22 protein-coding genes are annotated in these 25,556 nt (G+C 71.0%); 8 read left to right on the top strand and 14 right to left on the bottom strand.

What is annotated here, in order from left to right:
• Window positions 1-55: 55 nt before the first annotated feature.
• The 4 genes from HCA58_RS02585 to HCA58_RS02570 all read right to left on the bottom strand — a co-directional run bounded on the left by HCA58_RS02585 (window position 56) and on the right by HCA58_RS02570 (window position 4,244).
• Window positions 56-1,582, bottom strand: a complete 1,527-nt coding sequence (locus HCA58_RS02585) for an FAD-dependent oxidoreductase (RefSeq protein WP_169596078.1) — start codon at window positions 1,580-1,582, stop codon at window positions 56-58.
• A gap of 74 nt (window positions 1,583-1,656) precedes the next feature.
• Window positions 1,657-2,139, bottom strand: a complete 483-nt coding sequence (locus HCA58_RS02580; RefSeq protein WP_169596077.1) for an MSMEG_6728 family protein — start codon at window positions 2,137-2,139, stop codon at window positions 1,657-1,659.
• Window positions 2,140-2,240: 101 nt separating this feature from the next.
• Window positions 2,241-3,473: an APC family permease gene (locus HCA58_RS02575; protein ID WP_169596076.1), complete on the bottom strand. Its 1,233-nt coding sequence runs from the start codon at window positions 3,471-3,473 to the stop codon at window positions 2,241-2,243.
• 9 nt (window positions 3,474-3,482) lie between these two features.
• Complete coding sequence (locus HCA58_RS02570) at window positions 3,483-4,244, bottom strand: phosphatase PAP2 family protein (RefSeq protein ID WP_169596075.1); 762 nt, start codon at window positions 4,242-4,244, stop codon at window positions 3,483-3,485.
• 103 nt (window positions 4,245-4,347) lie between these two features.
• Between HCA58_RS02570 and HCA58_RS02565 the strand changes: the two genes are divergently transcribed.
• Window positions 4,348-5,556, top strand: a complete 1,209-nt coding sequence (locus HCA58_RS02565; RefSeq protein WP_169596074.1) for a DUF4032 domain-containing protein — start codon at window positions 4,348-4,350, stop codon at window positions 5,554-5,556.
• 16 nt (window positions 5,557-5,572) lie between these two features.
• Here HCA58_RS02565 and nagA read toward each other — a convergent pair whose 3' ends face one another.
• The 3 genes from nagA to HCA58_RS02550 all read right to left on the bottom strand — a co-directional run bounded on the left by nagA (window position 5,573) and on the right by HCA58_RS02550 (window position 8,698).
• The gene (gene nagA, locus HCA58_RS02560; protein WP_169596073.1) at window positions 5,573-6,682 is read right to left on the bottom strand and encodes an N-acetylglucosamine-6-phosphate deacetylase; all 1,110 of its coding nucleotides are present in this window, start codon (window positions 6,680-6,682) and stop codon (window positions 5,573-5,575) included.
• Window positions 6,679-7,680, bottom strand: coding sequence for an ROK family protein (locus tag HCA58_RS02555; protein WP_169596072.1), 1,002 nt, complete (start codon window positions 7,678-7,680; stop codon window positions 6,679-6,681). The genes nagA and HCA58_RS02555 overlap by 4 nt, the downstream gene beginning before the upstream one ends.
• An 88-nt stretch (window positions 7,681-7,768) precedes the next feature.
• Complete coding sequence (locus tag HCA58_RS02550; protein ID WP_169596071.1) at window positions 7,769-8,698, bottom strand: sugar isomerase; 930 nt, start codon at window positions 8,696-8,698, stop codon at window positions 7,769-7,771.
• A gap of 193 nt (window positions 8,699-8,891) precedes the next feature.
• Between HCA58_RS02550 and HCA58_RS02545 the strand changes: the two genes are divergently transcribed.
• The 5 genes from HCA58_RS02545 (at window position 8,892) to HCA58_RS02525 (ending at window position 13,032) form a co-directional block, all read left to right on the top strand.
• On the top strand, window positions 8,892-9,677 hold the full coding sequence (locus tag HCA58_RS02545) for a DeoR/GlpR family DNA-binding transcription regulator (protein WP_169596070.1): 786 nt from the start codon (window positions 8,892-8,894) through the stop codon (window positions 9,675-9,677).
• A 96-nt stretch (window positions 9,678-9,773) separates the two neighbouring features.
• Window positions 9,774-10,784: an ATP-binding cassette domain-containing protein gene (locus HCA58_RS02540; protein WP_169596069.1), complete on the top strand. Its 1,011-nt coding sequence runs from the start codon at window positions 9,774-9,776 to the stop codon at window positions 10,782-10,784.
• On the top strand, window positions 10,781-11,794 hold the full coding sequence (locus HCA58_RS02535) for an ABC transporter permease subunit (RefSeq protein ID WP_169596068.1): 1,014 nt from the start codon (window positions 10,781-10,783) through the stop codon (window positions 11,792-11,794). Before HCA58_RS02540 ends, HCA58_RS02535 begins: the two co-directional genes overlap by 4 nt.
• A 135-nt stretch (window positions 11,795-11,929) precedes the next feature.
• Window positions 11,930-12,334, top strand: coding sequence for a DUF3263 domain-containing protein (locus HCA58_RS02530; protein ID WP_169596067.1), 405 nt, complete (start codon window positions 11,930-11,932; stop codon window positions 12,332-12,334).
• A gap of 191 nt (window positions 12,335-12,525) precedes the next feature.
• Window positions 12,526-13,032, top strand: a complete 507-nt coding sequence (locus tag HCA58_RS02525) for a GNAT family N-acetyltransferase (protein ID WP_169596066.1) — start codon at window positions 12,526-12,528, stop codon at window positions 13,030-13,032.
• An 11-nt stretch (window positions 13,033-13,043) separates the two neighbouring features.
• Here the strand turns inward: HCA58_RS02525 and HCA58_RS02520 are convergent, their stop codons facing one another.
• The 7 genes from HCA58_RS02520 to HCA58_RS02490 are packed head-to-tail and all read right to left on the bottom strand — an operon-like array spanning window position 13,044 to window position 21,291.
• Window positions 13,044-15,299 carry an AAA family ATPase gene (locus HCA58_RS02520; protein WP_169596065.1) on the bottom strand — a complete coding sequence of 752 codons (2,256 nt, stop codon included), beginning with the start codon at window positions 15,297-15,299 and terminating at the stop codon, window positions 13,044-13,046.
• Window positions 15,300-15,320: 21 nt separating this feature from the next.
• Window positions 15,321-15,836 (bottom strand): hypothetical protein, encoded by a 516-nt coding sequence (locus tag HCA58_RS02515; protein ID WP_169596064.1) that lies wholly within the window; start codon window positions 15,834-15,836, stop codon window positions 15,321-15,323.
• Between the two features lie 31 nt (window positions 15,837-15,867).
• Window positions 15,868-16,641 carry an ATP/GTP-binding protein gene (locus HCA58_RS02510; protein WP_240955381.1) on the bottom strand — a complete coding sequence of 258 codons (774 nt, stop codon included), beginning with the start codon at window positions 16,639-16,641 and terminating at the stop codon, window positions 15,868-15,870.
• On the bottom strand, window positions 16,619-17,101 hold the full coding sequence (locus HCA58_RS02505) for a DUF742 domain-containing protein (protein ID WP_169596063.1): 483 nt from the start codon (window positions 17,099-17,101) through the stop codon (window positions 16,619-16,621). The genes HCA58_RS02510 and HCA58_RS02505 overlap by 23 nt, the downstream gene beginning before the upstream one ends.
• Window positions 17,098-17,568 carry a roadblock/LC7 domain-containing protein gene (locus HCA58_RS02500; RefSeq protein WP_169596062.1) on the bottom strand — a complete coding sequence of 157 codons (471 nt, stop codon included), beginning with the start codon at window positions 17,566-17,568 and terminating at the stop codon, window positions 17,098-17,100. Before HCA58_RS02500 ends, HCA58_RS02505 begins: the two co-directional genes overlap by 4 nt.
• Window positions 17,565-20,132 carry a nitrate- and nitrite sensing domain-containing protein gene (locus HCA58_RS02495; protein ID WP_169596061.1) on the bottom strand — a complete coding sequence of 856 codons (2,568 nt, stop codon included), beginning with the start codon at window positions 20,130-20,132 and terminating at the stop codon, window positions 17,565-17,567. Before HCA58_RS02495 ends, HCA58_RS02500 begins: the two co-directional genes overlap by 4 nt.
• Entirely contained in the window at window positions 20,119-21,291 is a 1,173-nt protein-coding gene (locus HCA58_RS02490; protein ID WP_169596060.1) for a hypothetical protein, read from the bottom strand. Before HCA58_RS02490 ends, HCA58_RS02495 begins: the two co-directional genes overlap by 14 nt.
• A 368-nt stretch (window positions 21,292-21,659) precedes the next feature.
• Here HCA58_RS02490 and HCA58_RS02485 point away from each other — a divergent pair, with 368 nt between their 5' ends.
• Both HCA58_RS02485 and HCA58_RS02480 read left to right on the top strand, forming a co-directional pair.
• Entirely contained in the window at window positions 21,660-24,527 is a 2,868-nt protein-coding gene (locus HCA58_RS02485) for an alpha/beta fold hydrolase (RefSeq protein ID WP_169596059.1), read from the top strand.
• On the top strand, window positions 24,527-25,426 hold the full coding sequence (locus HCA58_RS02480) for an ABC transporter permease subunit (protein ID WP_169596058.1): 900 nt from the start codon (window positions 24,527-24,529) through the stop codon (window positions 25,424-25,426). The genes HCA58_RS02485 and HCA58_RS02480 overlap by 1 nt, the downstream gene beginning before the upstream one ends.
• Window positions 25,427-25,556: the final 130 nt, after the last annotated feature.

Genomic DNA, 25,556 nt, shown 5'->3' with positions numbered 1-25,556 from the left:
CAACGCATTTCGATGGCGGGTCGGCGAGGAGGGTCGATGCGGCGGTATCCCCAGGTCAGCGGCGGGTGAGCAGCCCGTACGGCCGGATCGAGTGGAGCGGCTCGGTGGCACCACCCGCGGCGCGCAGGATGTGGTTCGCCGCGATGATGCCGGTGGCCGCCGCACGTTCCATCAGGGCGCTGGGAAAAACGGTACCGATGCCGTCGCCGGCCAGATAGAGGCCGTCGGCGTCGGTGCGGACATCCGGACGCCCCGCATGACTGCCCGGCGTGAAGGCGGGCGCTTTCGCTTCGACCCGGGCCCGCAGTTCCCGTACCCGCAGGCGGGCCGTCTCGGGCCAGAGCACTGCCAGTTCGGCGCGCATCCGTTCGGCCAGCACGGTGGCGGGAACCTGCGGCTCGCAGGCGTACGCGTGCAACTCGAGCACCGAGCCACCGGTGCGCGCGGCCCAGCGGCGCGACTCGTGCTCCAGCCGGTGGTACAACGTCACCGAGTCCAGGGTGGCCTGCCGGGACACCCCGCTGAAGACCGCCCGCTCGGGGGAGACGTCCCCGTCGCACCAGTAACGGGCGACCGCGTACGGCGGACCGGGCCGACCGTACGCGGGCATCGCCGCCGCCAGCGACGGGGCCTGCCCGGCAAGCGACGGCGAGCCCGCGACCAGGGCGGCGAGGGCGGGCGGGTCGACGGCCAGTACGACGTGCCCGGCCTGATAGCTGCCCTGTCCGCTGTGCACCCGCCAACCGCCGGAATCCCGGTGCAGGGCGGTGACGGGCTCACCGGTGCGGATCCGGCCACCGTGACGCTCCACGTGCCGGGCCAGCGGCTCCCAGATGGACGTGGCGTAGTCCTCGTCGGGGCAGTCGAAGGCAAGCCCTTCCGGGTTGCCGAGCAGGTAGAAGTGGAACTGCGCGATCATCTCGGCGGCCGACATCTCCGCCTCGTGATTGAAGAACGAGTGCGAGAAGACCTCGAAGAGCATCGCCCTGGCCCGGTCGGGAAGGCGCAACGAGTCGAGCAGCTCGTCGGCGGTCGTGTGGTCGAACTCGGCGTAGGTACGCACCGGGTGGTACGTCAGCAGGGGCAGTGCCGCGTCCCGGTCCATGCCGCGCAGGTCACCCAGACGCAGGCTGGGACTGCGGGCGAGCAGGGTGAGCAGGTTCGCCGGTGGCGCGGGCGGCAGCCGACCGAACTCCTCGGTCGGCCACTCGGCGCTGAGCACCGGATAGCCGGGGACGGGTCGCAGGAACCGCAGGGCCGGGTCGATCCGGCGCAGGATGTTCCGCCAGTTGTAGTACTGCCGGAAGAAGGCGTGGAAACCGTGCTCGTTGACGTGGCGGGTGCCGTCGGTCAGCGTCTCCGGCCAGGCGCCGAGCCGGCCGCCCAGTTGGGGTGCGGCCTCCAGCACGGACACCTCGACTCCACGTTCGGCCAGCACCACCGCTGCGGACATGCCGGCGATGCCACCGCCGACGACCACCGCGGTGACCGGGTGCGGCACGCGGGACGCGCCACCGCCACCGGCGTCGACCCGGTGCCGACGCACCCCGATGAACCGCCCAACCAGCTGTGACAGCGTCATGCCGACCTCCCTGGTCACCCCTGCCCAGTCTGCCCCAGACGTCAGGGAGGGCCCTTCAAGGTGCCCTTCCCCGTTCACCGCAGGCAGCGGCGAGGGCGGTCGGAGGTGGGCCAGACGTAGTCGAGGTCGCCGGGGACGTCGTCGCCGAAGACGGGTCGGTAGTGGGCCGGATCCTTGCGCAGCAGCGCCGAACGGTGGCTCAGGTGCACCTCGGTCCGCCCGAGCCATGGTGGCAGTTCCCCGGCGCGGGCGAGTTCCTGCTGGGTGCGTATCTGTTCGACGCCGCAGGCGGCGGCCAGGTCGACGGAAAGGGTGGTGGCGCAGGTGTCGGCCCGGCCAGCGGCGCACCAGACAGCGCAGACGTCCAGTCCGTACCGGGTCAGCGCCTCCTCGTATCCGGCCCACATCTTCACCGCCGGGTGGTTGCGCCAGCCGTACGTGGACCGGGTCAGCCCACGTAGCACCTGGATCGCCTCCACCCGCTGCTTGCCGAGCCGTCGTTGGTCCAGCGCACGGGCGCTCGCCAGAAAGTCCGGGTACGGCAGGAAGGTCTGCATGCCGCTGCCCGTACCCGTCACCGGCCGGGACATGCCGCTGCGGAGCAGCTGTGATCATGACGGGCTGTGCGGTGCCGACCGCGAAGCTGTCGAGTGCCCGGTCAGCGGTGTGCTGAACGCAGGGCGTACCAGGCGCCGCCGAGGGCGAGCACGCTGAAGCCGGCGAGCACGCTGGTCAGCGGCAGGTTGACGGCGAGCAGCAGGCAGCCGACGAGCCCGGCGACGGCGACCGCCTGCACCGGCAGTTTCCGCTCCGGCTCCCGGCCGAGGGTGAGCGCGGCGGTGTTGGTGATGGCGTAGTAGACGAGCACGGTGCAGGCGGAGAAGCCGATCGCCGCCCGCACGTCACTGAGCAGCACGACCACGATCACCACTGCGGCCACCGCCAGTTCGGCCCGGTGCGGCACCCGGTGGCGGGGGTGTACGGCAGCCAACCCGGCCGGGAGGTCCCGGTGGCGGGCCATCGCGAGGGTGGTGCGACCCACCCCGGCCAGCAGGGAGAGCAGCACCCCGGTCACCGCGATTGTCGCGCCGGCCCGGACCACCCACTCCAGACCGGGTAGCCCGGCGGCACCGACCACGTCGGCCAGGGGTGCGGTGGAGGTGGCCAGCCGTTCCGTGCCGAGTACGCCGACTGCCACCGCCCCCAGGATCAGGTAGGTCACCAGTACCAGGCCGAGCGCCAACGGCACCGCCCGAGGGATGGTGCGCTGCGGTTCACGGACCTCCTCGCCGAGGGTGGCGATCCGGGCGTACCCGGCGAAGGCGAAGAAGAGCAGCCCGGCAGCGGTGAGGACGCCCCGGGCCGAGCCGTCGATCCGGTCGATCCGGTCGATCGAGACGTCGGGTACGCCGACCACCACGACCAGCGCGAGCACGGCGAGCACCAGCATCACCAGGATCCGGGTGGCGCCGGCCGTCTTGCCGATACCGCGCAGGTTCACCGCCGTCACCGCGACCACCGCTGCCACCGCGACGAGCCGGGCCTGCCCCGGCCAGAGGTACGCGCCGATGGTCAGCGCCATCGCCGCACAGCTCGCCGTCTTCCCGATGACGAAGCCCCAGCCGGCGAGGAACCCGGCGAACGGGTGCAGCCGCTCCCGACCGTAGACGTAGGTGCCGCCGGATTCGGGATAGCGGGCGGCCAGCCGGGCGGAACTCGTCGCGTTGCAGAAGGCGATGAACCCGGCCAGGGCCAATGCGACAAGCAGGCCGGTGCCCCCGGCCGCCGCAGCGGCGGGAGCGAAGACCACGAAGATCCCCGCGCCGAGCATCGACCCGAGCCCGATGACGACGGCGTCCGGTACGCCCAACCGACGCGCGAGTTGATCCACAGCGGCACCCTACCGGCGTCGGATGAACGTCCCGTCCCACCGCCGCAGGCGTCCGGGTAGCGGCAGGTCGTCCCAGGGGACCCGGTGCAGCAGCCGGTCCAGCAGCAGTCCCAGCAGCAGGGCGGCGAGCCCGTCGGTGAGCCAGTGGAAGTTGAGGTAGGTGGTGGTGAGCAGCAGGATTCCCGGCGGTGCGTAACGCACCAGCCGGTACAGGCCGGCCGGTGGCCGCCCGACGGTGAGCGAGACCAGCAGCAGGGCGATCACGCCGTACCAGACGATCGCGTTGGCGACGTGCCCGGACGGGTACGACATCGAGTAGGCGCCGGCCGGTAGCTGGTTGAAGAGCTGCACCGCATCGGCGGGGGTCAGGAACGGCTCCTTGACCGAGGCGGTGGGAGCTGCCCGGTCGGTCCAGAGCTTCAGCGGGCCGATGGTCAGCATGGTGATCACGAAGGCGCCCGTGACCAGCAGGAACGGCCGGATCGTACGGCGACGCCAGGCCACCGCCACGGCCAGCGCACCGGAGAGCGGCAGCAGCAGCCAGCCGCCCTGACCGAGCAGGTTGAACAGCCGGGCAGTCCAGTACAGCGGCACCGGGTCGTGGGTGAAGGCCCACTCGCTCACGGCGAGGTCGAGGTCGAGCAGGTGCCCCCGGGCGAGCGCGGCGGTGAGCGCCCCGAACCCGGCGAGCAGCACGACGTCGAACCACCAGCCGGTCGGGCGTACCGGTGCCAGACCCGACCTCCGACGTACCGGTGACGTTTCCCGCACCCCGATCACGCTACCGGTCCGGGTGGCCCCCCCGGCCGGCGGTGACTGTGGGCCCAGCCACGTGGGGAGGCGCTCCGGCGAGGAAAACGTCAAACTTGACGCCGTGCGGATCACCTCGGCTCTCGTCGACCCGGCACTGCTCGATCTGCCCTGGTCGACACCGCTGGAGCAGTGGCCGGCTGAACATCTGGTCGCGCTGCCGCAGGGCATCTCCCGGCACATCGTGCGTTTCGTGCAACTGGGCGGGCACGTCTACGCGGTCAAGGAGACCGGCGAGCGGGTGGCCGAGCGGGAGTACGACCTACTGCGTGCCCTGGAACGGATCGATTTCCCGTCGGTGCAGGCGGTGGCGATCGTCGCCGACCGGGAGTCCGACGCGGGTGAGCCGCTGGACCCGGTGCTGATCACCCGCCACCTTCAGTTCTCCCTGCCGTACCGGGCGTTGTTCTCGCACACGTTGCGGCCGGGGACGATGGGCCGACTGCTCGACGCGCTCGCCGCGCTGCTGGTCCGGATGCATCTGACCGGCTTCTTCTGGGGCGACTGCTCGCTGTCGAACACGCTGTTCCGGCGGGATGCGGGTGCCTTCGCCGCGTATCTGGTCGACGCAGAGACCGGTGCGCTGCGCAGCGTGCTCTCCAACGGCCAGCGTGGCGAGGATCTGGAGATAGCTCGGGTCAACATCTTCGGTGAGGCGCTCGACCTTCAGGCGGCCGGTCTGCTGCACGAGTCGATCGACCCCGAGAGGGTGTGTGAAGAGGTCGTGCAGCGCTACGAGCGGCTCTGGCACGAGATCACCTACGAGCAGCAGGTCGAGCGGGAAGCCCGGCACGACATCGAGGGGCGCATCCGTCGGCTCAACGAGCTGGGTTTCGACGTGGCGGAGGTGGCCATGTCGAGCATCGAGAACGGCCGCTACCTGATCCGGCCGAAGGTCGTCGACGCCGGCTACCATCACCGTCGACTCCTCCGCCTGACCGGGCTGGACGCGGAGGAGAACCAGGCCCGCAAGTTGCTCAACGACCTCGACGCGTACCGGGCGGAGAGCGACCTGACCGACGAGCAGCAGGCCGCGCACCGTTGGCTGACCGAGGTCTTCGAGCCGGTGGTCCGGGCGGTTCCGGCGCACCTGCGGCGCAAGTTGGAGCCGCAGGAGCTGTTCGCCCAGATCATCGAGCACAAGTGGTTGCTCTCCGAGCAGGCGGGCCGGGACGTCGGGATGCGCCACGCGGTGCAGTCGTTCCTGTCGGACGTGCTCGTGCACCGCCCCGATGAGCAGGCCGTACTTGGGGTGGAGATCTCCGCGGGCTGAGCCGGGTGGGTTCTGGTCACTCCACCCAGGCGCCGGCCCGCATCACCCGGACGACCTCCAGGTCGTCGTCGAGCACCACCAGGTCGGCGCGGAGGCCGGCCTGTAGGGCGCCCACCTGGTCGCCGAGGCCGACGGCCAGGGCCGGGGTGGTGGCGGCCATCCGCGCCGCGTCGGGGACCGGGATCCCGGCGGCGACGGCACCGCGCAGCGCGGCGTCCATGGTCAAAGTGCTGCCGGCGATCGCGCCGTCGTGCGAGAGCCGGGCCACCCCGGCGGTCACGGTAACCGCCTGACCGCCCAGCTCGTACTCGCCGTCCGGCATCCCGGCTGCGGACATCGCGTCGGTCACCAGGGCACAGCGTTCCGGACCGGCGGTCGAGGTGGCGAAGGCGAGTGTCCCTTCGTGCAGGTGCACCCCGTCGGCGACCAGTTCGCAGATCACGGTCGGCGCGGCCAGCAGCGCCACCACGGGACCGGGCTCGCGGTGGTGTATGGGGCGCATCCCGTTGAACAGGTGGGTGCCGACGGTCGCGCCCGCCGCCACAGCGGCGCGGGTCTGCTCGTACGTGCCGTCGGTGTGACCGATGGCGGCTACCACGCCGTGTCGGACGAGTAGTTCCAGGGCTTCGAGCGCGCCCGGCCGTTCGGGCGCGAGGGTGACCATCCGGATCGCGCCGGCACCTATCTTGAGGAGTTCGGTCAGCTCGTCGGTGGCGGGATCCCGCAGGAACTGCGGGTTCTGCGCCCCGCACCGGGCGGCGGAGAGGTACGGCCCTTCGAAGTGGATGCCGGCCAGTACGCCCTCGCGGACCAGCGGTGCGAGGGCGGCGGTGGCCGAACGCATCAGCTCGGACGGGGAGCTGACCAGGCTGGCCAGCAGGCTGGTGGTGCCGTGCGCCAGGTGGAACGCGGCGGCGGCGCGGGCCTGGTCGGCGTCACCGGTGGTGAAGGTGTGACCGCCACCGCCGTGGCTGTGGATGTCCACGAAGCCGGGGACGATCCAGTGCCCGTCGCGTACCGACGGGTACTCGGCGACCGCACTGATCCGTTCGCCCTGCACTTCGACGCAACCCTGCGAGATCACCCCGCCGGAGGTCACCACCTTGCCGTTCACCCGTTCGGTCATGGCGTCTCCAACTGGTCGAGGGCGAGCAGGGCGGCGCCGAGGCAACCCGCCTCGTCGCCGAGGACGGCCGGGACCAGTCGCGGCTCCCGGTGGAAGGTCAGCCGGTCCCGTAGCGCGGCATGTAGCGGGTCGAACAGCCCGGCGCCGGCCTGGGCGAGGCCGCCGCCCAAGACGACGGTCTCCACGTCGAAGAGTGCCTGGGCGGTGGCGAGGCCGTCGGCGAGGGCGTCGACTGCTTCTCGCCAGACTTGGCTGGCGGGTTCCTCGCCGGCCGCTGCCCGGGCTGCCACTTCGGCGGCGGTCACCATGGTCCGCTTCGGGCCCGGTCCAGCGGCGTACCGACTTTCCGACCTGGTTCCGTCGTGGTGGGCCGGGTCGCTGCCGGCGGTCAGTTCGGCGTAGCGGCGGGCGACGGCCGAGGCGGCGGCGATCGCCTCCAGGCAGCCCGGCCGTCCGCAACCGCAGACCGGTCCGTGGGGGCGGACCAGGATGTGACCGAGTTCCCCGGCGGCTCCGTGCGCGCCGGTGGCGGCGGTGCCGGCCACCACGTGCGCGGCGGCGATGCCGGTGCCGATCGCCACGAAGAGCACCTGCCCGGCGTCTCGGCCGGCGCCCAGCCGTGCCTCGGCGAGACCACCGGCCCGCACGTCGTGGCCGAGTGCAGTGGGCAGGCCGAGCCGGGTGGCTGCCAGGTCGCGCAGGGGTACGTCCCGGAAGCCGACGTTCGCCGACCAGACCGCGAGGCCGCGTGCCTCGTCCACGACGCCCGGCACCACGATGCCGAGCGCGGCGGGCGTGAGTCCGTCCGCGTGCGCCTTCGCGGTGAGTCCTTCGGCCACGGTCAGGATCGTCTCGACCACGGTGCCGGGACCGCGTCCCGCATGTGTGGGATGCCGTTCGGTGTGCCGTACGACGCCGTCGGTGCCGACGAGCGCACACTTGATGCTGGTGCCACCGACGTCGAGCGCCACAGCGACCGTTCCGCCGGTCACTGCCACCGTGTCACCTGACGCCGTGGCGGCCTGTCGCCCGGTTCTCGTCGTGCCTCTGCCGACGTTCCTGGGAACCGCACCGGGAACGGGTGGGTCACGTGAGAACCACGGACCGGCTGAGGTGCCGGGGCGCGTCCGGGTCGAGGCCGCGACTGGTGGCCAGTGCGACGGCGAAGCGCTGCGCCAGGATCAGGTCGGCCATCGGGTCGACTGGGGTACGTCCGGCGGCCCACCGGCCCAGCACCGTGCGATAGCCGTGGGTGCGGCTGTGTGCGAAGGATGCACCGGTGGCGGCGACGTCCTCGGGTAGTCCCTCGGGTAGTTCACCGAAGGCCCAGACGAGCCGGCCGGGAGCGGCCACCGAGATGGGTCCGTGCCGGTAGTCCATCGCCGGGTACGCCTCGGCCCAGAAGGTGGCCGCCTCCCGGCACTTCAACGCGGCCTCCTGAGCGAGCCCGTTCGTCCAACCGCGACCGAGGAAGGTGACCTGTTCGATGCGGATCGGATCGATCGGCAACGGGGCCCGGACGGCAACTTCCGCGTCGGCGACCAGTGCGGTCATGTTGTCGCCGAGGTGGGCGCGGAGCAGCGCCAGGGCGGTGGTGGCGAAGCGGGTCTGCACCACGGAGCGCTCGTCGGCGAACGGCATGGTGACGGCGGCATCCGCGGTCTCCACCACCGGTGATGCGGGATCGCCGACCAGGACCGTGGTCGGGATCCGGCCGCGCAGGACCGCTAGCAGGTCCAGCACCTCTGTGGTGGTGCCGGAGCGGGTGATCGCCAGCAGCCGGTCGTAGTGGCGGTCGGCGGGGAACTCGCTGGCCTGGAAGGCGTCGGTCTCGCCCTGGCCGGCGGCCTCGCGGCGGGCCGCGTACGCCATGGCCATGAACCACGACGTGCCGCAGCCGACGACGGCGACCCGTTCACCGGGGTGGGGGAGGCGGTCGAGCATCGTCGGGGCGAGTTCGCTCGCCTGGCGCCAGCAGTCCGGCTGGCTCGCGATCTCTGCGTGGACGTACGCCATCAGAACTCCTAGCAGGCGAAGCCTTGCGCATAACGGCTCGTTAATCCTGTCTTTCGCGCGCTATTCTGCGTGAAACCGGCCGGAAATGGCAACCGTGTCGGCGTTCGAGCAAAGCTGTCTTTTGCTCTTCCTAGTTTCGAGCACTAGTGTGCACGCAACCAAGCACCGATCGTGCAGACACGGGAGGCCCGGGGTGGACCGCTACGCGAGATGGAACGCCCTGCTCGAAATGCTCACCGACTCGGGTCGGGTCACCGTCGAGGAGGCCGCCGAGCGGCTGGACGTCTCCCAGGCGACGATCCGCCGGGACTTCGACCAGCTCGCGCAACAGCAGATGATCACCCGTACCCGGGGCGGGGCGGTCGCCAACGGTGTGTCGTACGACCTGCCGCTGCGTTACAAGACGGCCAAGCACTCGGCGGAGAAGCAGCGCATCGGCGCGGCGGCGGCGGCGCTCGTGACCCCGGGCACAGTGGTCGGCCTGAACGGCGGCACCACGAGCACCGAGGTGGCCAGGGCGCTCGCGGTACGCCCGGACCTCAACACCAACGCCGAAGGTGCCCAGTTGACCGTGGTCACCAACGCGCTGAACATCGCCAACGAGTTGCTTGTCCGGTCCCGGATGAAGGTCGTGGTGGCCGGCGGCGTGGTGCGACCCAAGTCCTTCGAGCTGGTCGGTCCGCTTGGCGGGGCGCTACTGCGCGAGGTCACCCTGGACGTGGCGTTGCTCGGGGTGGACGCCATCGATCCGCTCCTCGGTGCCGCAGCCCACCACGAGGGCGAGGCGGCGATGAACAATCTGATGGTGGCGCGGGCCAAGCGGGTAGTGATCATTGCGGACTCGTCCAAGCTGGGCGGTCACGCCTTCGCCCGGATCTGCCCGGTGGATCGGGTCGAGACGCTGGTCACCGACTCCGGTGCCGCTCCCGGAGTGGTCGAGGCATTCCGTGTGGCCGGGGTTCACGTCATCTGCGCCTGAGAACCGCTTGCGGCGTGGCGTCGCATACCGGGTATTGCTCTCGCATGTATACCGCGTATGGTGTCGTCGTCCACACACCAACGGGGGAGGTGCAGCTTGTCGGCTGTCCTGGAGATCGAAGGTCTACGAAAGACGTACCGAAGTCGACGTCGTGGCGCCCGCAACGCGCTCGACAACTTCGACATGCGGGTCGAGGCGGGCCAGGTGCACGGCTTCCTCGGCCCCAACGGGTCGGGCAAAACCACCACACTGCGTACGCTGCTCGGCCTGATCCGGCCGAACGGCGGCCGGATGGCGATCCTCGGGCACGAGGTGCCCGACACACTCGACCAGGTCGCTCCGCAGGTCGGCGCGATCGTGGAGAGCCCACAGTTCTTTCCGCACTTCACCGCGCGGGACACGCTGTCGCTGCTGGCCGGCGCGGGCGGCCTGCCCGAGCAGCGGGTCGACGAGGTGCTGGAACTGGTCGGCCTGCGCGACCGGGCCGGTGAGCGGGTCAAGACGTACTCGCTCGGCATGAAGCAGCGGCTGGCGGTCGCCTCGGCGTTGCTGAAGAACCCGCGACTGCTCATCCTCGACGAGCCGGCGAACGGTCTCGACCCGGGCGGCATCCGGGAGATGCGCACCCTGATGCGCAACCTTGCCGAGTCCGGGATGACGGTGGTGCTGTCCAGCCACATCCTCGGCGAGATCCAACTGATCTGCGACTCGGTCACCATCATCTCGCTGGGCCGGCGGGTCGCCTTCGGACCGGTCGACGAGGTGCTGGCACGGCACTCGTCCGGTGCGGTCCGGTTGCGGCTGGAGGCGGTCACCGATCTCCCGGTCGCCGCCGCGGCACTGACCCGGTCCGGGGTGCGTGTCACCACGAACGACGACCACCTGATGCTCGGCGGGGTGGACAAACCCGCCACGGTCACCCGACTCCTCGCCGAGCAGGGCCTCTACGTCAGCGAACTCGCGTCGGTCGCGGTCGACCTGGAGAGCGTCTTCCTCGAACTGACCGCCACCGCGCCGGTACCCGGCCAGCACCGGCAGGTCGACCAGTCCGTACGAGTCGACGGGACGGCACCGTCCGCACCCGCCGGAGGAGGTTGGGGCGCGTGAGTCTCTTCCGTACCGAACTGCGCCGGCTGGCCAAGCGGCGCATCGCCCGTTGGATGACCGTCGGCGGCCTGGTCGTGCTGGTCCTGGTGGCCGCGGGCATGTTCCTGACCAACCACAAGATCGGTCCAGAGCAGTTGGCGGAGGCCCGACGGCAAATCGACCGGCAGCATCAGGAGCAGGTCCGCTGGGCCGACCAGGAGCGCGCGAACTGCGAGCGGGTCAAGGCGGCGGGCGAAACCGCCGACCACTATCCGGTCGACTGTGCCCAGATCACCGCGCCGCCCCGGGAGTCGTTCGACGAACAGTGGTTCCTGCCCCCGACCTTCGACTTCCGGGCGAGCTTCGGCGAGATGCTGATCCCGCTCGCCGCGATCCTGGCCATGGTCGGGTTCGTGGTCGGTGCCTCGTTCGTCGGTGCGGAGTGGAGCACCGGCGCAATGATGAATCTGCTGCTCTGGCGGCCGAAGCGGCTGACTGTCCTGCTGACCAAGCTGGGTGCGTTGCTCACCGGCCTGCTGGCGCTGGCGTTACCCGCCACAGCGGCTTGGTTCGGCAGCATGTGGCTGGTCGCCAACCTACGCGGCACCACCGAGGGGATGACCTCCGGAACGTGGCAGTCGTTCCTCATCGGCGGGCTGCGCGGCATCGTACTGGCACTGGTCGCGGCGACTGTCGGTTTCGCCCTGGCCTCACTCGGCCGGCACACGGCGATGGCGCTCGGCGGCGCAGTCGCGGTCATGGTGGTCGGCCAGGTCGGGCTCGGCATCCTGCTTGCCATGGCGCAGGTGCGTTTCGCCGAAGCGTGGCTGTTGCCCACCTACGCGATGGCCTGGATGACCAAGAAGGTCACCCTCCAGGACTGGCAGGCGTGCGACGCCACCTACACCGGTCAGTGCGAGCCGGCCACCCTGGACATCACCTGGCAGCACTCGTCGGTGCTGTTCACCGTCGGGATCGTGCTCTTCCTCGGGTCCGCGTTGTGGATGATGCGTCGACGCGACATCACCTGAACCGGCCGGTCGTGGACCGTTCCCACCGGCGGACGGCAGGCCGCCGTGTGACGGGATGCGGCAGGTGGCGGCCCTCGTTAGGCTGATGGGCCAGGTTGGCGTTGCCGTGCCGGCCGCACCGGGATGAGGAGCACGATGCAGCCCGCCGACGCCACCCCGGCAGCGCACACCGATCCGGACACCAAGACGGTGCCACCGCCGAGAACCGCCCCCGAGATCGAGTCGGCGGCGCAGGACCGTCCCCGCGCGGCCCTACCGGCGAAGGTCGGTGAGTCGCCCACCGGCGCGGGCGGGGAAAGACACCCGGCCGGTGGGCTCGACGAGCGGGACCGGGAGATACTCGCCTTCGAACGGCAGTGGTGGCGGCACGCAGGCGCCAAGGAGCAGGCGATCCGGGACCGGTTCGGGCTCTCGGCCACCCGCTACTACCAGCTGTTGAATGCGCTGCTGGACAACCCGGCAGCCTTGGCCGCTGACCCGATCCTGGTCGGCCGGCTGGTGCGGTTGCGGGCCTCCCGGGCCCGCAACCGCCGCCGCTAGCCCTCAACACCGGCCACGATCCCGGTGGGTGACCTGGTCGTCCTGCCGCCCCTGCGAGTCCACCGGCCGGACGATCGCGGAGCGTGACCCGGAAACAGAGTCGGCCCGTCCGGTCGATCCGTATCCGCCGGAGGGGCCGGTCGCCCGCAACCGGGTGGACGCGCGGCGCCGGGCGCGGAAGACTGCGGCACGTGACTGGTGCGGTCCGGTTGGAGCCGGTGGACGAGCGGAACATCGAACCGTTGCTCTCCGTGGCGGTGGCCGAGGCAGAGCCGGCCGACGTGATGCCGCCGGTGGAGGCACCGGCCGGGTGGTCGAACGCGCGGCGGGAGGCGTTCCGGGAATTTCACCGCGCCAGCTTCGGCGGGCTCGACGCCTCGACCCGCAGCGCGATGTACGCGATCGTGGCGGGGGGCGAGGTGGTCGGCATGATCCGGATGAGCCGACGGGACGAACCGGATGTCGCCGAGGTCGGCATGTGGCTCGGCAGGTCGGCCCGAGGCCAGGGCATCGGCGCGGCAGCGCTGCGGGAACTGCTGCACCTGGCAGCGGCGGCCGGTATGCGGACCGTTGTCGCGGACACCGCACCGGAAAACCGGGGTGCGCTGTCCGTCCTCGAGAAGTGCGGTGCGAAGCTGCACGAGGCCGATGACCGGGTGTACGCCGAGATCTCGCTCGACGACGCGGCGCCCTGCTGACGGGGGTGTGCTCACCGGCGCTGTTCGGCGTACCCGGCGAGCCAGGCGACCTGGGCCGGGTCCAGGGATGGGCGGACCCGGGACCGGGCCGCCGCGACGTGTTCGGCGTTGACCGTGGCGGCGGTGAGCGACTCGCGCATCGCGGCCAGCGCGGCCTCCCGGACCAGCGCCGCGCAGTCGGCGGCCGAGAAACCGTCCAGATCCGCACCGAGGGCGGGAAGGTCGACACCCTCGGCGAGCGGGACCGTGCGTGCGCAGGCCCGCAGGATCTCGGCCCGGGCCTCGGCGTCCGGTGGCGGCACGTACACGAGCCGCTCCAGTCGCCCCGGGCGTAGCAGCGCCGGGTCGACCAGGTCGGGACGATTCGTCGCGCCGACCACCACGACGTTACGCAATGCTTCCACCCCGTCCAACTCGGTAAGCAACGCGGCGACCACCCGGTCGGCGGTACCACCGTCGGTGGCCTGACCGCGTACCGGGGCGAGGGCGTCCACCTCGTCGAGGAAGACGAGCGTCGGCGCGGCCTCCCGGGCCCGGCGGAACAGCTCGCGTACCGCGCGTTCGCTCTCACCGACCCACTTGGACATCAGCTCCGCGCCCTTGACCGACAGCACGTTCGCCCGGCCGGTCCCGGCCAGCGCGGTCACCAGGTAGGTCTTGCCGCAGCCGGGTGGACCGTATAGCAGCACCCCGCGTGGCGGTTGCACGCCGAGCCGGGCGAAGGTGTCCGGGTAGGTCAGCGGCCACAGCACCGACTCGGTGAGCGTCTGTTTCACCTCCACCAGGTCACCGACGTCGTCCAGGGTGACCCGGGCCAGGTCGAGGGTGGCCGCGGCCATGGTGGTCGGCCGTACCACCTCCAGAGCGGCGGTGAAGTCGGCCATCAGCACCGTGGGTGTCCGCGCCGACTTCTGTCTCAGGGCTGCACGTACCCCGGCCTCGCGGACCAGCGCGGCCAGATCAGCGGCAACGAAACCGGGGGTACGCGTGGCGACCTCGTCGAGCCGTACGTCGTCGGCGAGCGGAACCGGCCGGGTCAGCACCGTCAACTGCTCCCGGCGTAGGGCGGCGTCGGGTAGCGGCACGTCGATCCGCAACGAGAGCAGGTCAGGGGTGCGTAGCCCCGGGTCGACCGACTCCGGTCGGCTGCTGGTGCCGACCACCGCCGCTCCGGCCCGTACGAGCTGGGCCACGCATTGCCGGAACACGGTCGTCACGGGCCCGGGAGCCTCGGCCGGAGCCAACGCCTCCACGTCGGTGACCAGCAGCACGGCCGGACCACCGGCCAGCGCCTCGGCCGTGACCGCCCGGAGTCGGGCTGCGGCCGAGTCGTTCGTCAGCGTCGCGACCTCCGGCGCCCAGAGCGGATGCACCCGGGCGCCGACCTGAGCGGCCACCGCGCGGGCCAGGGCCGCCTTGCCGGAGCCCGCCGGCCCGCTCACCAGTACCCCCAACGCCACGGAGGTACCCAACCGGCTGAGTACCTCCCGGTGGTGGAAACCGAGGTCGAGCAGCTCGGTCAGCTCCTCGGCCTGAGCGCGCAGACCGGGCAGTTCGTCTACCGTGAGCCCGTCCGGCCCGTCCGGCCGCCCGATTCCGGTGGCCCCGTCGACCGCTGTCCGGCCTCCACCCGGCCCGACCGTCCCGGTCGGTCTGGAAGCGACCAAGCCGGTCCCGGTGCCACCGTTGGTCGTGGGGCTGTGCTCCCAAGCCACCAGGGTGTCCATGGTGACGAGCGCGCCCGGGTCCGGTTCGGCGGCGAGTACCCGCAGCAGGGTACTGGTCCACGCGAAGCCGACCCGGGTGGAGAGGCTGCGCCGGGCAGCCTCGACCAGGGTGCGGGTCGAGGAGTCCGGCAGCACGTCCTGTGGCAGCAGGGAGACATCGTCGCCGGTGGTGACCACCTTGCCGAGCAGCGCCAGTCGCAGCATCTCCGGGGAGACCACCGCGACGATCTCGGCCGGCCCGGCGAGCAGCACCCGGCGGGCGGGAGTGACCGGAGCCGGGCTGATTGTCACCTGCCCGCCGTCGCGTACGCCGAGGTTGCCCAGCATCAGGTCGTCGGCGTACAGCAGCGCCGCGCTGGCGGTTTCCTCGGCCGCCGCGACGAGGCCGGCGGTCACCCGCCGCCCGGACAGTCGGACCGGGTCACCCGGTCGCAGCGCGAGAGCGGCGAGCGCCTCCGGGTGCACCCGGACGACACCCCGCCGGGCGTCGAGTGCGGCCGGTCGCAGGCTCGCGATCAGGGTCAGCTCGGGTTCGCCCACCGCCCGACCCTAACGCCTCGGTCATGTCTCATCCGGTCGGCCAGCGGGCTCCTCACCGCCGAGCAGGGACGGGTCCCGGCGGATCAACTCGGCCAGCCGGGCCGCCGGGTCGTCGGTGAGCCTTTCCTCAGCGGCGGACCAGCCGGGTACGGTGTTCGCCGACAGCGGCCAGGAAGGCGGCGACGCGGCCGGTTGTCCGCTCACCGTCACCTCCTGGTCGACCCAGGTCACCTTCAGGTCGTACGCCTGCCCGTCGTGCTCGACCCGAGCGGCGACGGAGGTCCCCGGATGTGCTGTCACGGCCGCGCGTAGTGCCTCGGCCACGTCCTCCACCGGGTGACGTGGCGGTGCCTCGTGGGCCGCTTCTTGGGCAGCCGCCCAACCAGGTCCTGCGTTGCGACCGTCGACCCGGCCGGAGCCGTGACCGTGGTCCGGCTCCGGACCGGGCTGGTCGTCGGACGGGTTCACGGCCCGTCGGCGTAGCACCTCCTCGCGCCGACGCATCCGGGCCAGAGTTTCGTCCAGTCCGCCTCTCATCCGCCTCACCCCTTTCCACGAGCCGGTCGGCTCAGGCCCGTTTCTCCCGGGTGGCCCGGTCCAACGCCCGGTCCAGGACGACCAGCAGGGCGTCCCGGACCGAGAGCCGGTCCCGCGCGTCGAACTGCACCAGGGGTACATGTTCGCCGATCGCCAGTGCCCACCGGATCGCGCCGAGGTCGTGCGCCAACCGCCCGTCGAAGGCGTTCACCCCCACGACGAACGGCAGGCCCGCCCGCTCGAAGAAGTCGACCGCCGGGTAGCAGTCGTCGAGCCGGGCGCTGTCGACCACCACCAGTGCGCCAAGTGCACCCCGGGCGAGGTCGTCCCACATGAAGCCGAAACGGGTCTGGCCCGGTGTGCCGAACAGGTAGAGCTTCAGGCTCCGATCGATGGTGACACAACCGAAGTCCATGGCCACCGTGGTGGTGGTCTTCCCCGAGCGCTGACCAGGGTCGTCGACCCCGATCCCGGCGGTGGTCATCTCCGCCTCGGTGGTCAGTGGCGCGATCTCCGAGATCGAGCCCACGGTGGTGGTCTTACCCACCCCGAAGCCACCTGCGACGAGTATCTTCACCGGGATCGGCGGGGCCACCCGGCGCCTGCCCGTGGTGGTGGGCATGGCGGCCGGCGGCGGTGGCACGGTTGCGCGGTGGGCCAGTGGAGGCGGTGGAGGCGGTGGCGCGGTAGCCCGGCCGATGGAAGGCGGGATCGGCGCGGCACCGCTGTAGCGGGCTGCGGCGCTGTTGGCGGCGAGCGCGCCCGGTGGTGCGGCGGGCCAGTCAGGAGATTGCACGGAGTCCATCAATCACTCGAAGGATGACGTCGGGGTTGAGAGCATCGTCGGCGTCGGTCACGTGTACGTCGAGGTGGCCGGCGGCGCGTAGATCACCTACCAGCACCCGGGTCACACCAAAGTGCAACCGGGTCTTTGCGGAGATCTCGGCCACCGAGATCGGCTCACCGCAGAGCGCCACGATCGTCTGGAGTTCCGGGCCCAGCCGGGCGGTCGTGACGCTCCAGGATTCGGTGGTCGGTCGGGCGGTCACCTGGGTCTCGAGGCCGATCGTGGGGTCCGCACCGGTTACCCGGCCGGCGGTCAGCACGAAGGGGCGGGGTCCACTCGGGCCGACCTCCTCGGGCCCCGTTCCGGTCGCCGCCGGTGCGCCCGCCGGGCCGGCGGAGCCGGCCGGGGAGGACTCGCGCAGGTAGGGCCGGATGCGTATCACCGGCTCCTCTTCGGCACCGGCGGCGTCCGGACTCATTGTTGTACGGAGTTCTTGAGTTCGGCGATCAGGCGCGGGGTGAGCGCACCACCGGCCCGACCGGCGAAGAGGGTCATCTCGTAGGCGACGGTGCCCAGGTTCGCCGACCGGTCGGCGACCACGCCGAGTACCGAACCACTGCTGATCGCGCTGATCAGGAGGTAGCCCTCGGCCATGTCCACCACGACCCGGTTGAGGCCGCCCAACGCGTACCAGTTGGCCGCCCCGCCCGCCAGGCTGGTCATGCCGGAGACGACCGCGGCGAGACGCTCCGCATTGGACCGGTCCTTAATTGAGGACATGGCCATCAGCAGGCCGTCCGACGACACGGCGATCGCCTCCAGTACCCCTGCGGTTCCGGAGGTGAAGGAATCCAGCAGCCAGTTGAAGGTGCGGGCCTCGGAGCTGAGGTCTCCGGCCGGATGGCTCGGGTGGTCGAGGTTCTCATGCACGTGCGGGCTGGTCAACGTGGCGTTCCTTCGTCGTCGCTGAGCTGGTTACGGACATCGCGTAGAGCCCGGGCGACGCCCGACTCGAACGCGGTGATGCGGTCACGGACCTCGGCCGGATCGCCCGGGTCCTGCGCGAGCGGTTGCGGCGGTAGCTGCTCGATCAGGTTGGCGCCGGGTACCCTGCGGGACAGCTGTGACAGCCCCGGGGGAGCCGGCGGCACCACCGGCTGTGGCATGGCGACCGCCTGACTCTGCTCGGCCCGGCGAACCCCCGACTCGAACGCCTCGACAGCGGCGCGGGCGGCACTCGGGTCCACGCCTGTGGTGTCGAGCGGTATCGCTTTCGGTGCCGTTCTCGGCAGGCTGGCACCTGGTACCCGCTGCCGGACGCCGGGCATCGGTGCCGGCGGGGTCGTCGGCGCCGGTGCGACCTGCGGCACCGTCACGGTCACCGCGTCAATCTCTGCCGTTACGCCTGATTCCGCATCGTTTTTCCCGGTGTGCTCCGGGCCGGTGGCGAACGCGTCCCAGGAGTTGGTCAGCCCCAGGCTCTCGGTGGCCCGGCTCAACAGCTCGGAATCGAACCCGGTCGAAGCCATGGCCGGTTCCGCTGGCGCCTGGGTGTCCCGGGCCGGTGGCAACGGCTCGGGTTGGTGCCGGGCCGGCAGGGTGGCCACCGGTGCGGCTCGGCCGACCGGTGCGACCGGAAGGCCGGCCGGCTCGGGTGTCCCGACGACAAGCGAGGTACGGGGAATCTGGAGGGTGGCGGTGACACCGCCACCTGGGGTGGCGGAGAGGCCGACCGCCCAGCGGTGCCGGCGGGCCAGCCGACCCACCACGAACAGCCCCAGCACCTCGGTAGGCGCGAGGTCCAACCGCTCCCGTCGGGTGAGGCGGGCGTTCTCGTCGGTGAGCCGTGCCTCGGTCATACCGATGCCGTGGTCCACCACGGTGAGCTGTACACCATGCTCGGTGGTTTCGCCGCCGACCAGCACCCGGGTGTACGGCGGCGAGAAGACGGTGGCGTTCTCCATCAGTTCGGCCAGCGCCAACACCAGATCGCCGACGATCGCCGGTGCCGCCGCGGCGTCGGTCGGCACCTGGACGTCCACCCGGGTGTAGTCCTCGATCTCGCCGAGGGCGAGACGGACCACGTTGGCCAGCGGAACCGGCGCGACGTGTGCGACATCGCCCACCGCACCGGAGAGCACCACGAGGTTGCCCGCGTTACGCCGCAGCCGGCTGGAGATGTGGTCGAGCCGGTAGAGGTTCTCCAGCCGCCCTGGATCGGTCTCCTGCTGTTCCAGCCGGTCGATGAGGGCGATCTGCCGACCGACCAGGTTCTGGGTACGTCGGCCGACGTGACCGAACATCTGGGCGACGTTGCGGCGACTCGCCGCCTGCCGCTCGACGAGCCTCGCGGCGGTGCTCTGCACCCGTTCGAAGGCGCGGGCCAGGTCACCCACCTCGTCCCGGGCGCCGACGTCGACCGGGTCGAGGCGGACGGGTTGGGCGTTGTCGACCTCGTCGTCGGCCACCCGTACCAGTTCGGACTCGGCGACCCGGGCGACCCGGTCGGCGGATCGGGTGAGTCGGGTCAGTGGCCCGGTCACCGTGCGGCCGATGGCCAGGGCGAGCAGTACCACGCCGACCAGGATCACCACGACCAGAACGGTCACCCAGTACGCCCCGGCGAGCGCGGCCTGCCGTTGCGCGCGTACCTCGGCGGTCACGTCGGCGACCAGCTTCTTCTCGACGAACTGCCCGAGCGTGATGAGCGAGGAGACGGTGGGGAAGAGGGCCTGGATGGGGATGTCCGCCACCGCGGCCACCGGGTCGAGGGCGCTCTGCCGGAGGAATTCCGGGCTGGTCCGGGCGTCGACCGCGGTCTGCTCGATGTTCACGAGCGCCCGCTGTTCCGCAGTGAGCAGGCCGAGCATCTTGGCGCTCTCCGACTGGAGGTCGGCCATGTTGGCGACGAAGGCGGTGGCGAACTGTGGGTTCTGCGAGTGGGCGACGAGCACGATGAGTGTCCCACCGCTGCTGAGACCCTCACTCTTGCGCAGGATGCTGTCCAGGGCCAGGGTCTGCCGCCCGGCCGGCGTGCGGGTGTCGACGTCGTACGGCAGTCGTAGCGAGTTGATGAGTGCCAGGTGCACCGGCCCGTATGCGCCCATGATCTGCGGCGCCGCAGCCTCGTCGGCCAGGACGGCCGTACGTACCTCGGCCAGTTGCGCTACGCCGTCGAGTGCCTCGCCCACCTCGGTCGGAAGGTCGTCGCCGAAGTCGCTCCGGAGGTCGACGATCCGGTCGTCGACCTCCACCATCTCCTGCACCAGGGTGCTGCGTTCCACCTGTCCGAGCAGCAGGCCGATGGCGAGCATTCGTTCTCGTTGCAGGTGCTGCAGCAGGGTGCCGACCCGGCTGGCGAGCTGGACGGTCTGGTCGATGTCACCGGCCCGTTGGGCCACGCTGGCTCGTTCCAGCACCACCGGCAGGGTCAGCCCGAGCATGCCGAGCAGGGGAATCGTCACCAGTATGGTGAGCTTGCCGCGGATCCGGAGCCTACCGAGCAGCATCGAAGGGCCTCCACCGATCCGCCCCGTGCGACTGCCCCACCGGTTCGAGCGCCGGTGGATGCTCGACCGGGTGTGCTCCGCCCGGTTCCCGGTGGGCATCCGGTGGTGGCGCGGGCGAGCTGCTGCCCGTGCCGACGGTGGATCTGTCCCGCGAACGAGACATCCAGCTGTTCGCGGCGAGCCCGACCAGCAGCAGCGTGGCGAGGCCACCGGCTCCGAGGATCAGCAGACGGTCGCGGTCCAGCTGGTCGAGTCGTTCCACCAGTAGTCGGTCGATCTCGTCGAGGAGTACCGGCTGGAGCTGTTTGGCGGCCTGTTGTGCCTCGTTGCGGGCGGCGATGAGTTTGGGTGTGTCGATCGAGCCGGCCCGGTCGGTCGGTTGGGCGTACAGGGCCATCGTCTCGACGGCTCGCTGGTAGGCGTCGAAGGGTGTGAGCACGGCAGCGCCCAGCTCGGCGCTCTCCGTGTTCTCCACCACCGCTCGCAGGTTGTTGGCCAGGTCGTTGGCGGGTTGCAGGGCGGCACCCCGGAGGGTGGCCAGCTGACTCAGCGACTGGATCCGTTCTGTCTCGGATCGGCGGTTCATCAGTGTGGCCAGGTCGGTGAGGCGGCCGGCGGCCACTGTCGCCTCCGGCATTTCCTCCCCGACGCCGTCCTGCAGGAAGTACGCGTCGACACCCGCATCCCGGATCAGGCCGGAGGTCTCCCGAACCTTGTCGTGCAGGGCCAGTAGCAGGTCGGTCACCTCGCCGTAGACGGTGAAAGCGGCTTCCCGGTCGGTGAGCGCGCGTTCGGGCAGTGCCTCCAGCTTGGCGCGGAGCCCGGCCCATCGCTCGCTGGTGCTCAGCTCGTCACCGATGCGCGCGTCGACGGCGGCGGCCTGTTCGACCGCCTGGTCGAGGCTTTCCCGGCGCGGCGTCCGGCCGGTCACGGCGGCGCTCTGTGCGTCGACAAGCGCGTCGGTCACCGGGCCGAGGGCGCGAAGGTACTCGACGCCGAGCCGTTCCCGGACGACGACGTCGTGGTCGGTGTCGACGAGTTGGTGTGCCTGTACGACGAGGAACGTCACCGGCAGCAGCAGCGCGGTGGCGAGTAGCAGCGGCAACAGCCGGCCCGGTGTCCGGGGCCGGCGACGGACCCGCGGAGCGGGAACGGTCATGGTTGTCTCCTCCGGCGTGGGGCAGGTTGTCCGACGGCGTCGACGAGCCGGTCCCGTGCGCCGGACCGGAAACTAATGGAAGCCGGCTGGTCTGGGCCCGGTCGGCGACGGTCAGCTTTGCGTCACTTGCAGCGATGTGACTCGCGGAGATGTGTTTGTTCACGGTGGGTGTCGTTCCGTCGGGAGATAGGCGTACCTGATAGTGAATTCAGACGAAAAGCGGGAATTTCCGCGATGCGAAGTTGGCTCAAAGGTTCGCCGACTGAACGCTGTGCGGATGACCTTCTGCGGATGACGATCGGGCTACCAGGACAGACGTACGGCGGATCTCAGGTAATACTCAGGTTCCGGGCCGTACCGTGTGCCCAATGAGATCGCCGTTCTCGACCGTGCGGTTCCGACGTGCCCTGCCCACCGGTCGTCGGGTCGTCGCCGCCACGGTTGCCGTGGTCCTGCTGGCGGCGGCGGTGGTGTGGGCGGTCTGGCCGGACCGGCCGTTCTTCCGTACCGAGTCCGCGATGGTCACCGTCCGGTCCGGTCCGGACGGCGACGAGCCGGTCGACCTGGACACCACGCTCTATGTTCCGCGCGACGCCGCGGCCGGTCGTGAGGTTCCGGCGGTGCTGCTCGCCCACGGCTTCGGCGGCACCAAGGAGTCGGTCCGCGCCGACGCCGAGGATTTGGCCGCCCGCGGCTACGCCGTACTCACCTGGACCGCGCGTGGCTTCGGTCGCAGTGGTGGGCAGATCCACCTGGACAGCCCCGACCACGAGGTACGCGACGCTCAACGGCTGCTGGACTGGCTCGCTGAGCGACCGGAGGTACGTACCGACGCTGACGGTGACCCCCGAGTGGGTGTGGTCGGCGGCTCCTACGGCGGTGCGTTGGCGCTGCTGCTCGCCGCGCAGGACCAGCGGGTCGACGCGATCGTTCCCATGATCACCTGGAACGACCTGTCCCGGGCTTTCCTGCCGGAGAGCACCGGTGGTGAGCCGACCGAGGGGGTCTTCAAGTCCGGTTGGGCCGGCATCTTCTTCGGTGGCGGCGGAAGTGTCGGTTCCGGTCCGGCCGGGATCTCCGGCAGCACCGCCGAAGCTCCAGAGGGGGCACCCGCCCCAGGCCCGCCCAGCCCGGCGCCTGGTCAGGGGCCGGGAACGGCCCCCGGCGCACCGGCGAGTGGCGCCGCAGCCGACCCCGCCTGCGGCCGGTTCGCCGCCGAGATCTGTCGGACCTATCTGCGCATCGCCGCAACCGGTCAGGCCGACCAGGCAGCTGTCGACCTGCTGCGGCGATCCAGCCCGGCCGGGGTGCTGGACCGGATCACCGCGCCGACCCTGCTGGTGCAGGGTGCGGCGGACACCCTCTTCCCGCTGGCCGAGGCCGACGCCAACGCCCGGGGGATCGCTGCGAACGGCACCCCGGTGCGGGTCGCCTGGTTCACCGGCGGTCACGACGGCGGCGCGGGACCGCAGACCGACTCCGACCGGATCAAGTTCCTCACCGCGCAGTGGCTCGACCACTACGTCGCAGGTGACGGTGCGGCACCGGGCGAGACCTTCACCTTCTCCCGGATCGCCGGTTTCGACGCGCTGGATCGTGGGCTGGTGGCCACCGGCTACCGCACCGACGACTACCCGGGTCTCGGCGGCGACCTCCGGGTCGAGGTGGCCGTGACCGGCCCGACCCAGCCGGTGGCCAACCCGCCCCGCGGCAATCCTGCGGCGATCTCCTCGGTGCCGTTCGCCGGCTCGTTGAGTTCGCTGCTCGGCGGAGTGGCCGGCGACATTCCGGGGCAGCACGCCCGGTTCGAGTCCGAGCCGATGGCCGATGCCGTCGACATCGTCGGCGCACCGACCGTGTCGCTACGCGCCGCGTCCAGCAGCGGTGCGGCCGTACTCTTCGCCAAGCTCTACGTGGTCGATCCGGAGGGTGCGGCCACGCTGCCCAGCGGGCTGATCGCGCCGATCCGGCTCACCGGCCTGCCGGCGAGTATCGACGCCGCCGTGCCGGTCACCGTGACCCTGCCGGCGATCGTGCACCGGGTGGAGGCCGGTCACCGGCTCCGGTTGGTGGTGGCGACCTCGGACCAGGCGTACACGACGCCGATCGAGCCCGCCGTCCACACGGTCGCGGTCGCCGACGCACCGGTCAGTCTGCCGACGGTCGACAGCGACCCGATTCCCACCGAGGCGGCGATCTGGCGCTGGGTTCTGTTCGGGCTGCTCGCCGCGATCGTGGCCGGGCTCGTCGTGCTCGTGACCGTGCTGCGTTGGCGGCACCGTCGCCGGGAGACCTCCGTGCGTCCGGAGTACGCGGACACCCCGCTGGCCGTACGCCGGCTGCGCAAGGAGTACGCCGACGGGTTCGTCGCGGTTTCCGAGGTGGACTTCGAGGTGCACCCGGGTCAGGTGGTCGGCTTGCTCGGGCCCAATGGCGCCGGTAAGACCACCACGCTGCGGGTGCTGATGGGGCTGACCCAGCCGACCGCGGGGGAGATCTACGTTTTCGGGCACAGACTTGTGCCCGGTTCACCCGTGTTGTCGCGGATCGGTGCGTTGGTCGAGGGTCCGGGCTTCCTGCCGCACCTGTCCGGTCTGGAGAATCTGCGGGCGTACTGGCGGGCGACCGGACGGCCGGAGGTGGACGCCCACTTCGAGCAGGCGCTGCAGATCGCCGGGCTGGGTTCGTCGGTGCATCGGAGGGTGGGCAAGTACAGCCACGGGATGCGGCAGCGGCTGGCGATCGCCCAGGCCATGCTCGGCCTGCCGGAACTGCTGGTGCTCGACGAGCCGACCGACGGGCTGGACCCGCCGCAGATCGCCGAGATGCGACGGGTGCTCCAGCGTTATGCCACCGACGGCCGGGCGGTGTTGGTCTCCAGCCACCTGCTGGCCGAGGTGGAGCAGACCTGCACCCACGCCGTGGTGGTGAACAAGGGCCGGATCGTGGCGTCCGGACCGGTCGAGGAGATTGTCGGCGACTCGCCCAGCGTGCTGTTCGAGGTCAACGATCCGGCTGCGGCCCGGAGTGTGCTCGGCGGCCTCGGAGGTCTACGGGTGCTCGACGACGTCGACGGGCAGTTGGTGGTCGACACCAACGGCACCGCCCGCAGCGAGGTGGTCGCCGAGCTTGTCCGGGCCGGGATCGCAGTGGACCGGGTGGTGCCCCGGCGCCGCCTGGAGGACGCCTTCCTCGCCCTGGTGGGCGAGAACTCTCGGGGAAGCGGGGACCGGTGATGACGGGATCGGATGTCGAGTCGAGGCGGGACACGGCACCCGTTGCCGCTTCAGGTGCGGCGGCCGGTTACCGGCCCGCTCGGACGTTACCGTTCGGGGCGGAGTTCCGCCGGCAGGCGTCGCGTCGCCGTACCCAGCTGGCGCTCGGATTCATGGTGCTGCTACCCCTGATCATCCTGATCGCGTTCCAGTTCGACACCGGCGACGACGACAACGGTCGGGGTGAGTTCGGCAGTCTGATTGGTCTGGCCACTTCCGGTGGATTGAACTTCGCTCTCTTCACCATCTTCGTGTCGGCGTCGTTCCTGCTGGTTGTCGTGGTGGCGCTGTTCTGCGGTGACACGGTGGCGAGCGAGGCGAGTTGGGGGAGCCTGCGCTATCTGCTGGCGATCCCGGTGCCCCGGGCCCGACTGCTCACCGTGAAGTTGTTGGTCGCCCTCGCGTACTCGGCGCTGGCGCTGGTGCTGCTCGCCGGTACGGCCCTCGCCATCGGTACCCTGCGGTACGGCTGGTCGCCGCTGCGCAGCACGGTCGCGGCCCAGTTGGAGCCGGGCGAGGGTTTGCTGCGGCTGCTCGCGGTGCTCGGCTACCTGGCGGTCGTGCTGTTGGTGGTCGCCGGTTTGGCGTTCCTGCTCTCGGTCACCACGGACGCGGCGCTGGGTGCGGTGGGCGGTGCGGTGCTGCTGTGGATTCTCTCCAGCATCCTGGATCAGATCACCGCCCTCGGCGTGATCCGGTCGTTCCTGCCGACGCATTACAGCACCGCGTGGTTGGGGCTGCTCTCCACGCCTGTGCAGACCGACGACATCGTCCGGGGTGCGGTCTCGGCGGTCTGTTACGCGACTGTGTTCTGGGGGCTGGCCTTCTGGCGGTTCACCCGTAAGGACATCACCAGCTGAGCCGGCTGCCGGTGACCGCGCGGCCGTTGCCGGAATGTCCGAGGGCGACGAGAGTGCGCGGGGCCATGTCGGTCAGACATGAACATACCTGACCGACATGAGGGTCTGTGACGGCGCCGCCGAGGATTCG

This window comes from Micromonospora sp. HNM0581 (assembly GCF_012726175.1).
Taxonomy (GTDB): Bacteria; Actinomycetota; Actinomycetes; order Mycobacteriales; family Micromonosporaceae; genus Micromonospora.
Note: the sequence above shows the minus strand (reverse complement) of the source record. Positions and strands in the feature narration are given on the sequence as shown.

What these genes read in the sequence shown, in the direction of transcription:
- HCA58_RS02585 (WP_169596078.1), bottom strand. Translation starts at nt 1,582, where the DNA reads ATGACGCTGTCACAGCTGGTTGGGCGGTTCATCGGGGTGCGTCGGCAC.
- HCA58_RS02580 (WP_169596077.1), bottom strand. Translation starts at nt 2,139, where the DNA reads ATGCAGACCTTCCTGCCGTACCCGGACTTTCTGGCGAGCGCCCGTGCG.
- nagA (WP_169596073.1), bottom strand. Translation starts at nt 6,682, where the DNA reads ATGACCGAACGGGTGAACGGCAAGGTGGTGACCTCCGGCGGGGTGATC.
- HCA58_RS02550 (WP_169596071.1), bottom strand. Translation starts at nt 8,698, where the DNA reads ATGGCGTACGTCCACGCAGAGATCGCGAGCCAGCCGGACTGCTGGCGC.
- HCA58_RS02530 (WP_169596067.1), top strand. Translation starts at nt 11,930, where the DNA reads ATGCAGCCCGCCGACGCCACCCCGGCAGCGCACACCGATCCGGACACC.
- HCA58_RS02515 (WP_169596064.1), bottom strand. Translation starts at nt 15,836, where the DNA reads ATGAGAGGCGGACTGGACGAAACTCTGGCCCGGATGCGTCGGCGCGAG.
- HCA58_RS02510 (WP_240955381.1), bottom strand. Translation starts at nt 16,641, where the DNA reads ATGGACTCCGTGCAATCTCCTGACTGGCCCGCCGCACCACCGGGCGCG.
- HCA58_RS02505 (WP_169596063.1), bottom strand. Translation starts at nt 17,101, where the DNA reads ATGAGTCCGGACGCCGCCGGTGCCGAAGAGGAGCCGGTGATACGCATC.
- HCA58_RS02495 (WP_169596061.1), bottom strand. Translation starts at nt 20,132, where the DNA reads ATGCTGCTCGGTAGGCTCCGGATCCGCGGCAAGCTCACCATACTGGTG.
- HCA58_RS02490 (WP_169596060.1), bottom strand. Translation starts at nt 21,291, where the DNA reads ATGACCGTTCCCGCTCCGCGGGTCCGTCGCCGGCCCCGGACACCGGGC.
- HCA58_RS02485 (WP_169596059.1), top strand. Translation starts at nt 21,660, where the DNA reads ATGAGATCGCCGTTCTCGACCGTGCGGTTCCGACGTGCCCTGCCCACC.
- HCA58_RS02480 (WP_169596058.1), top strand. Translation starts at nt 24,527, where the DNA reads ATGACGGGATCGGATGTCGAGTCGAGGCGGGACACGGCACCCGTTGCC.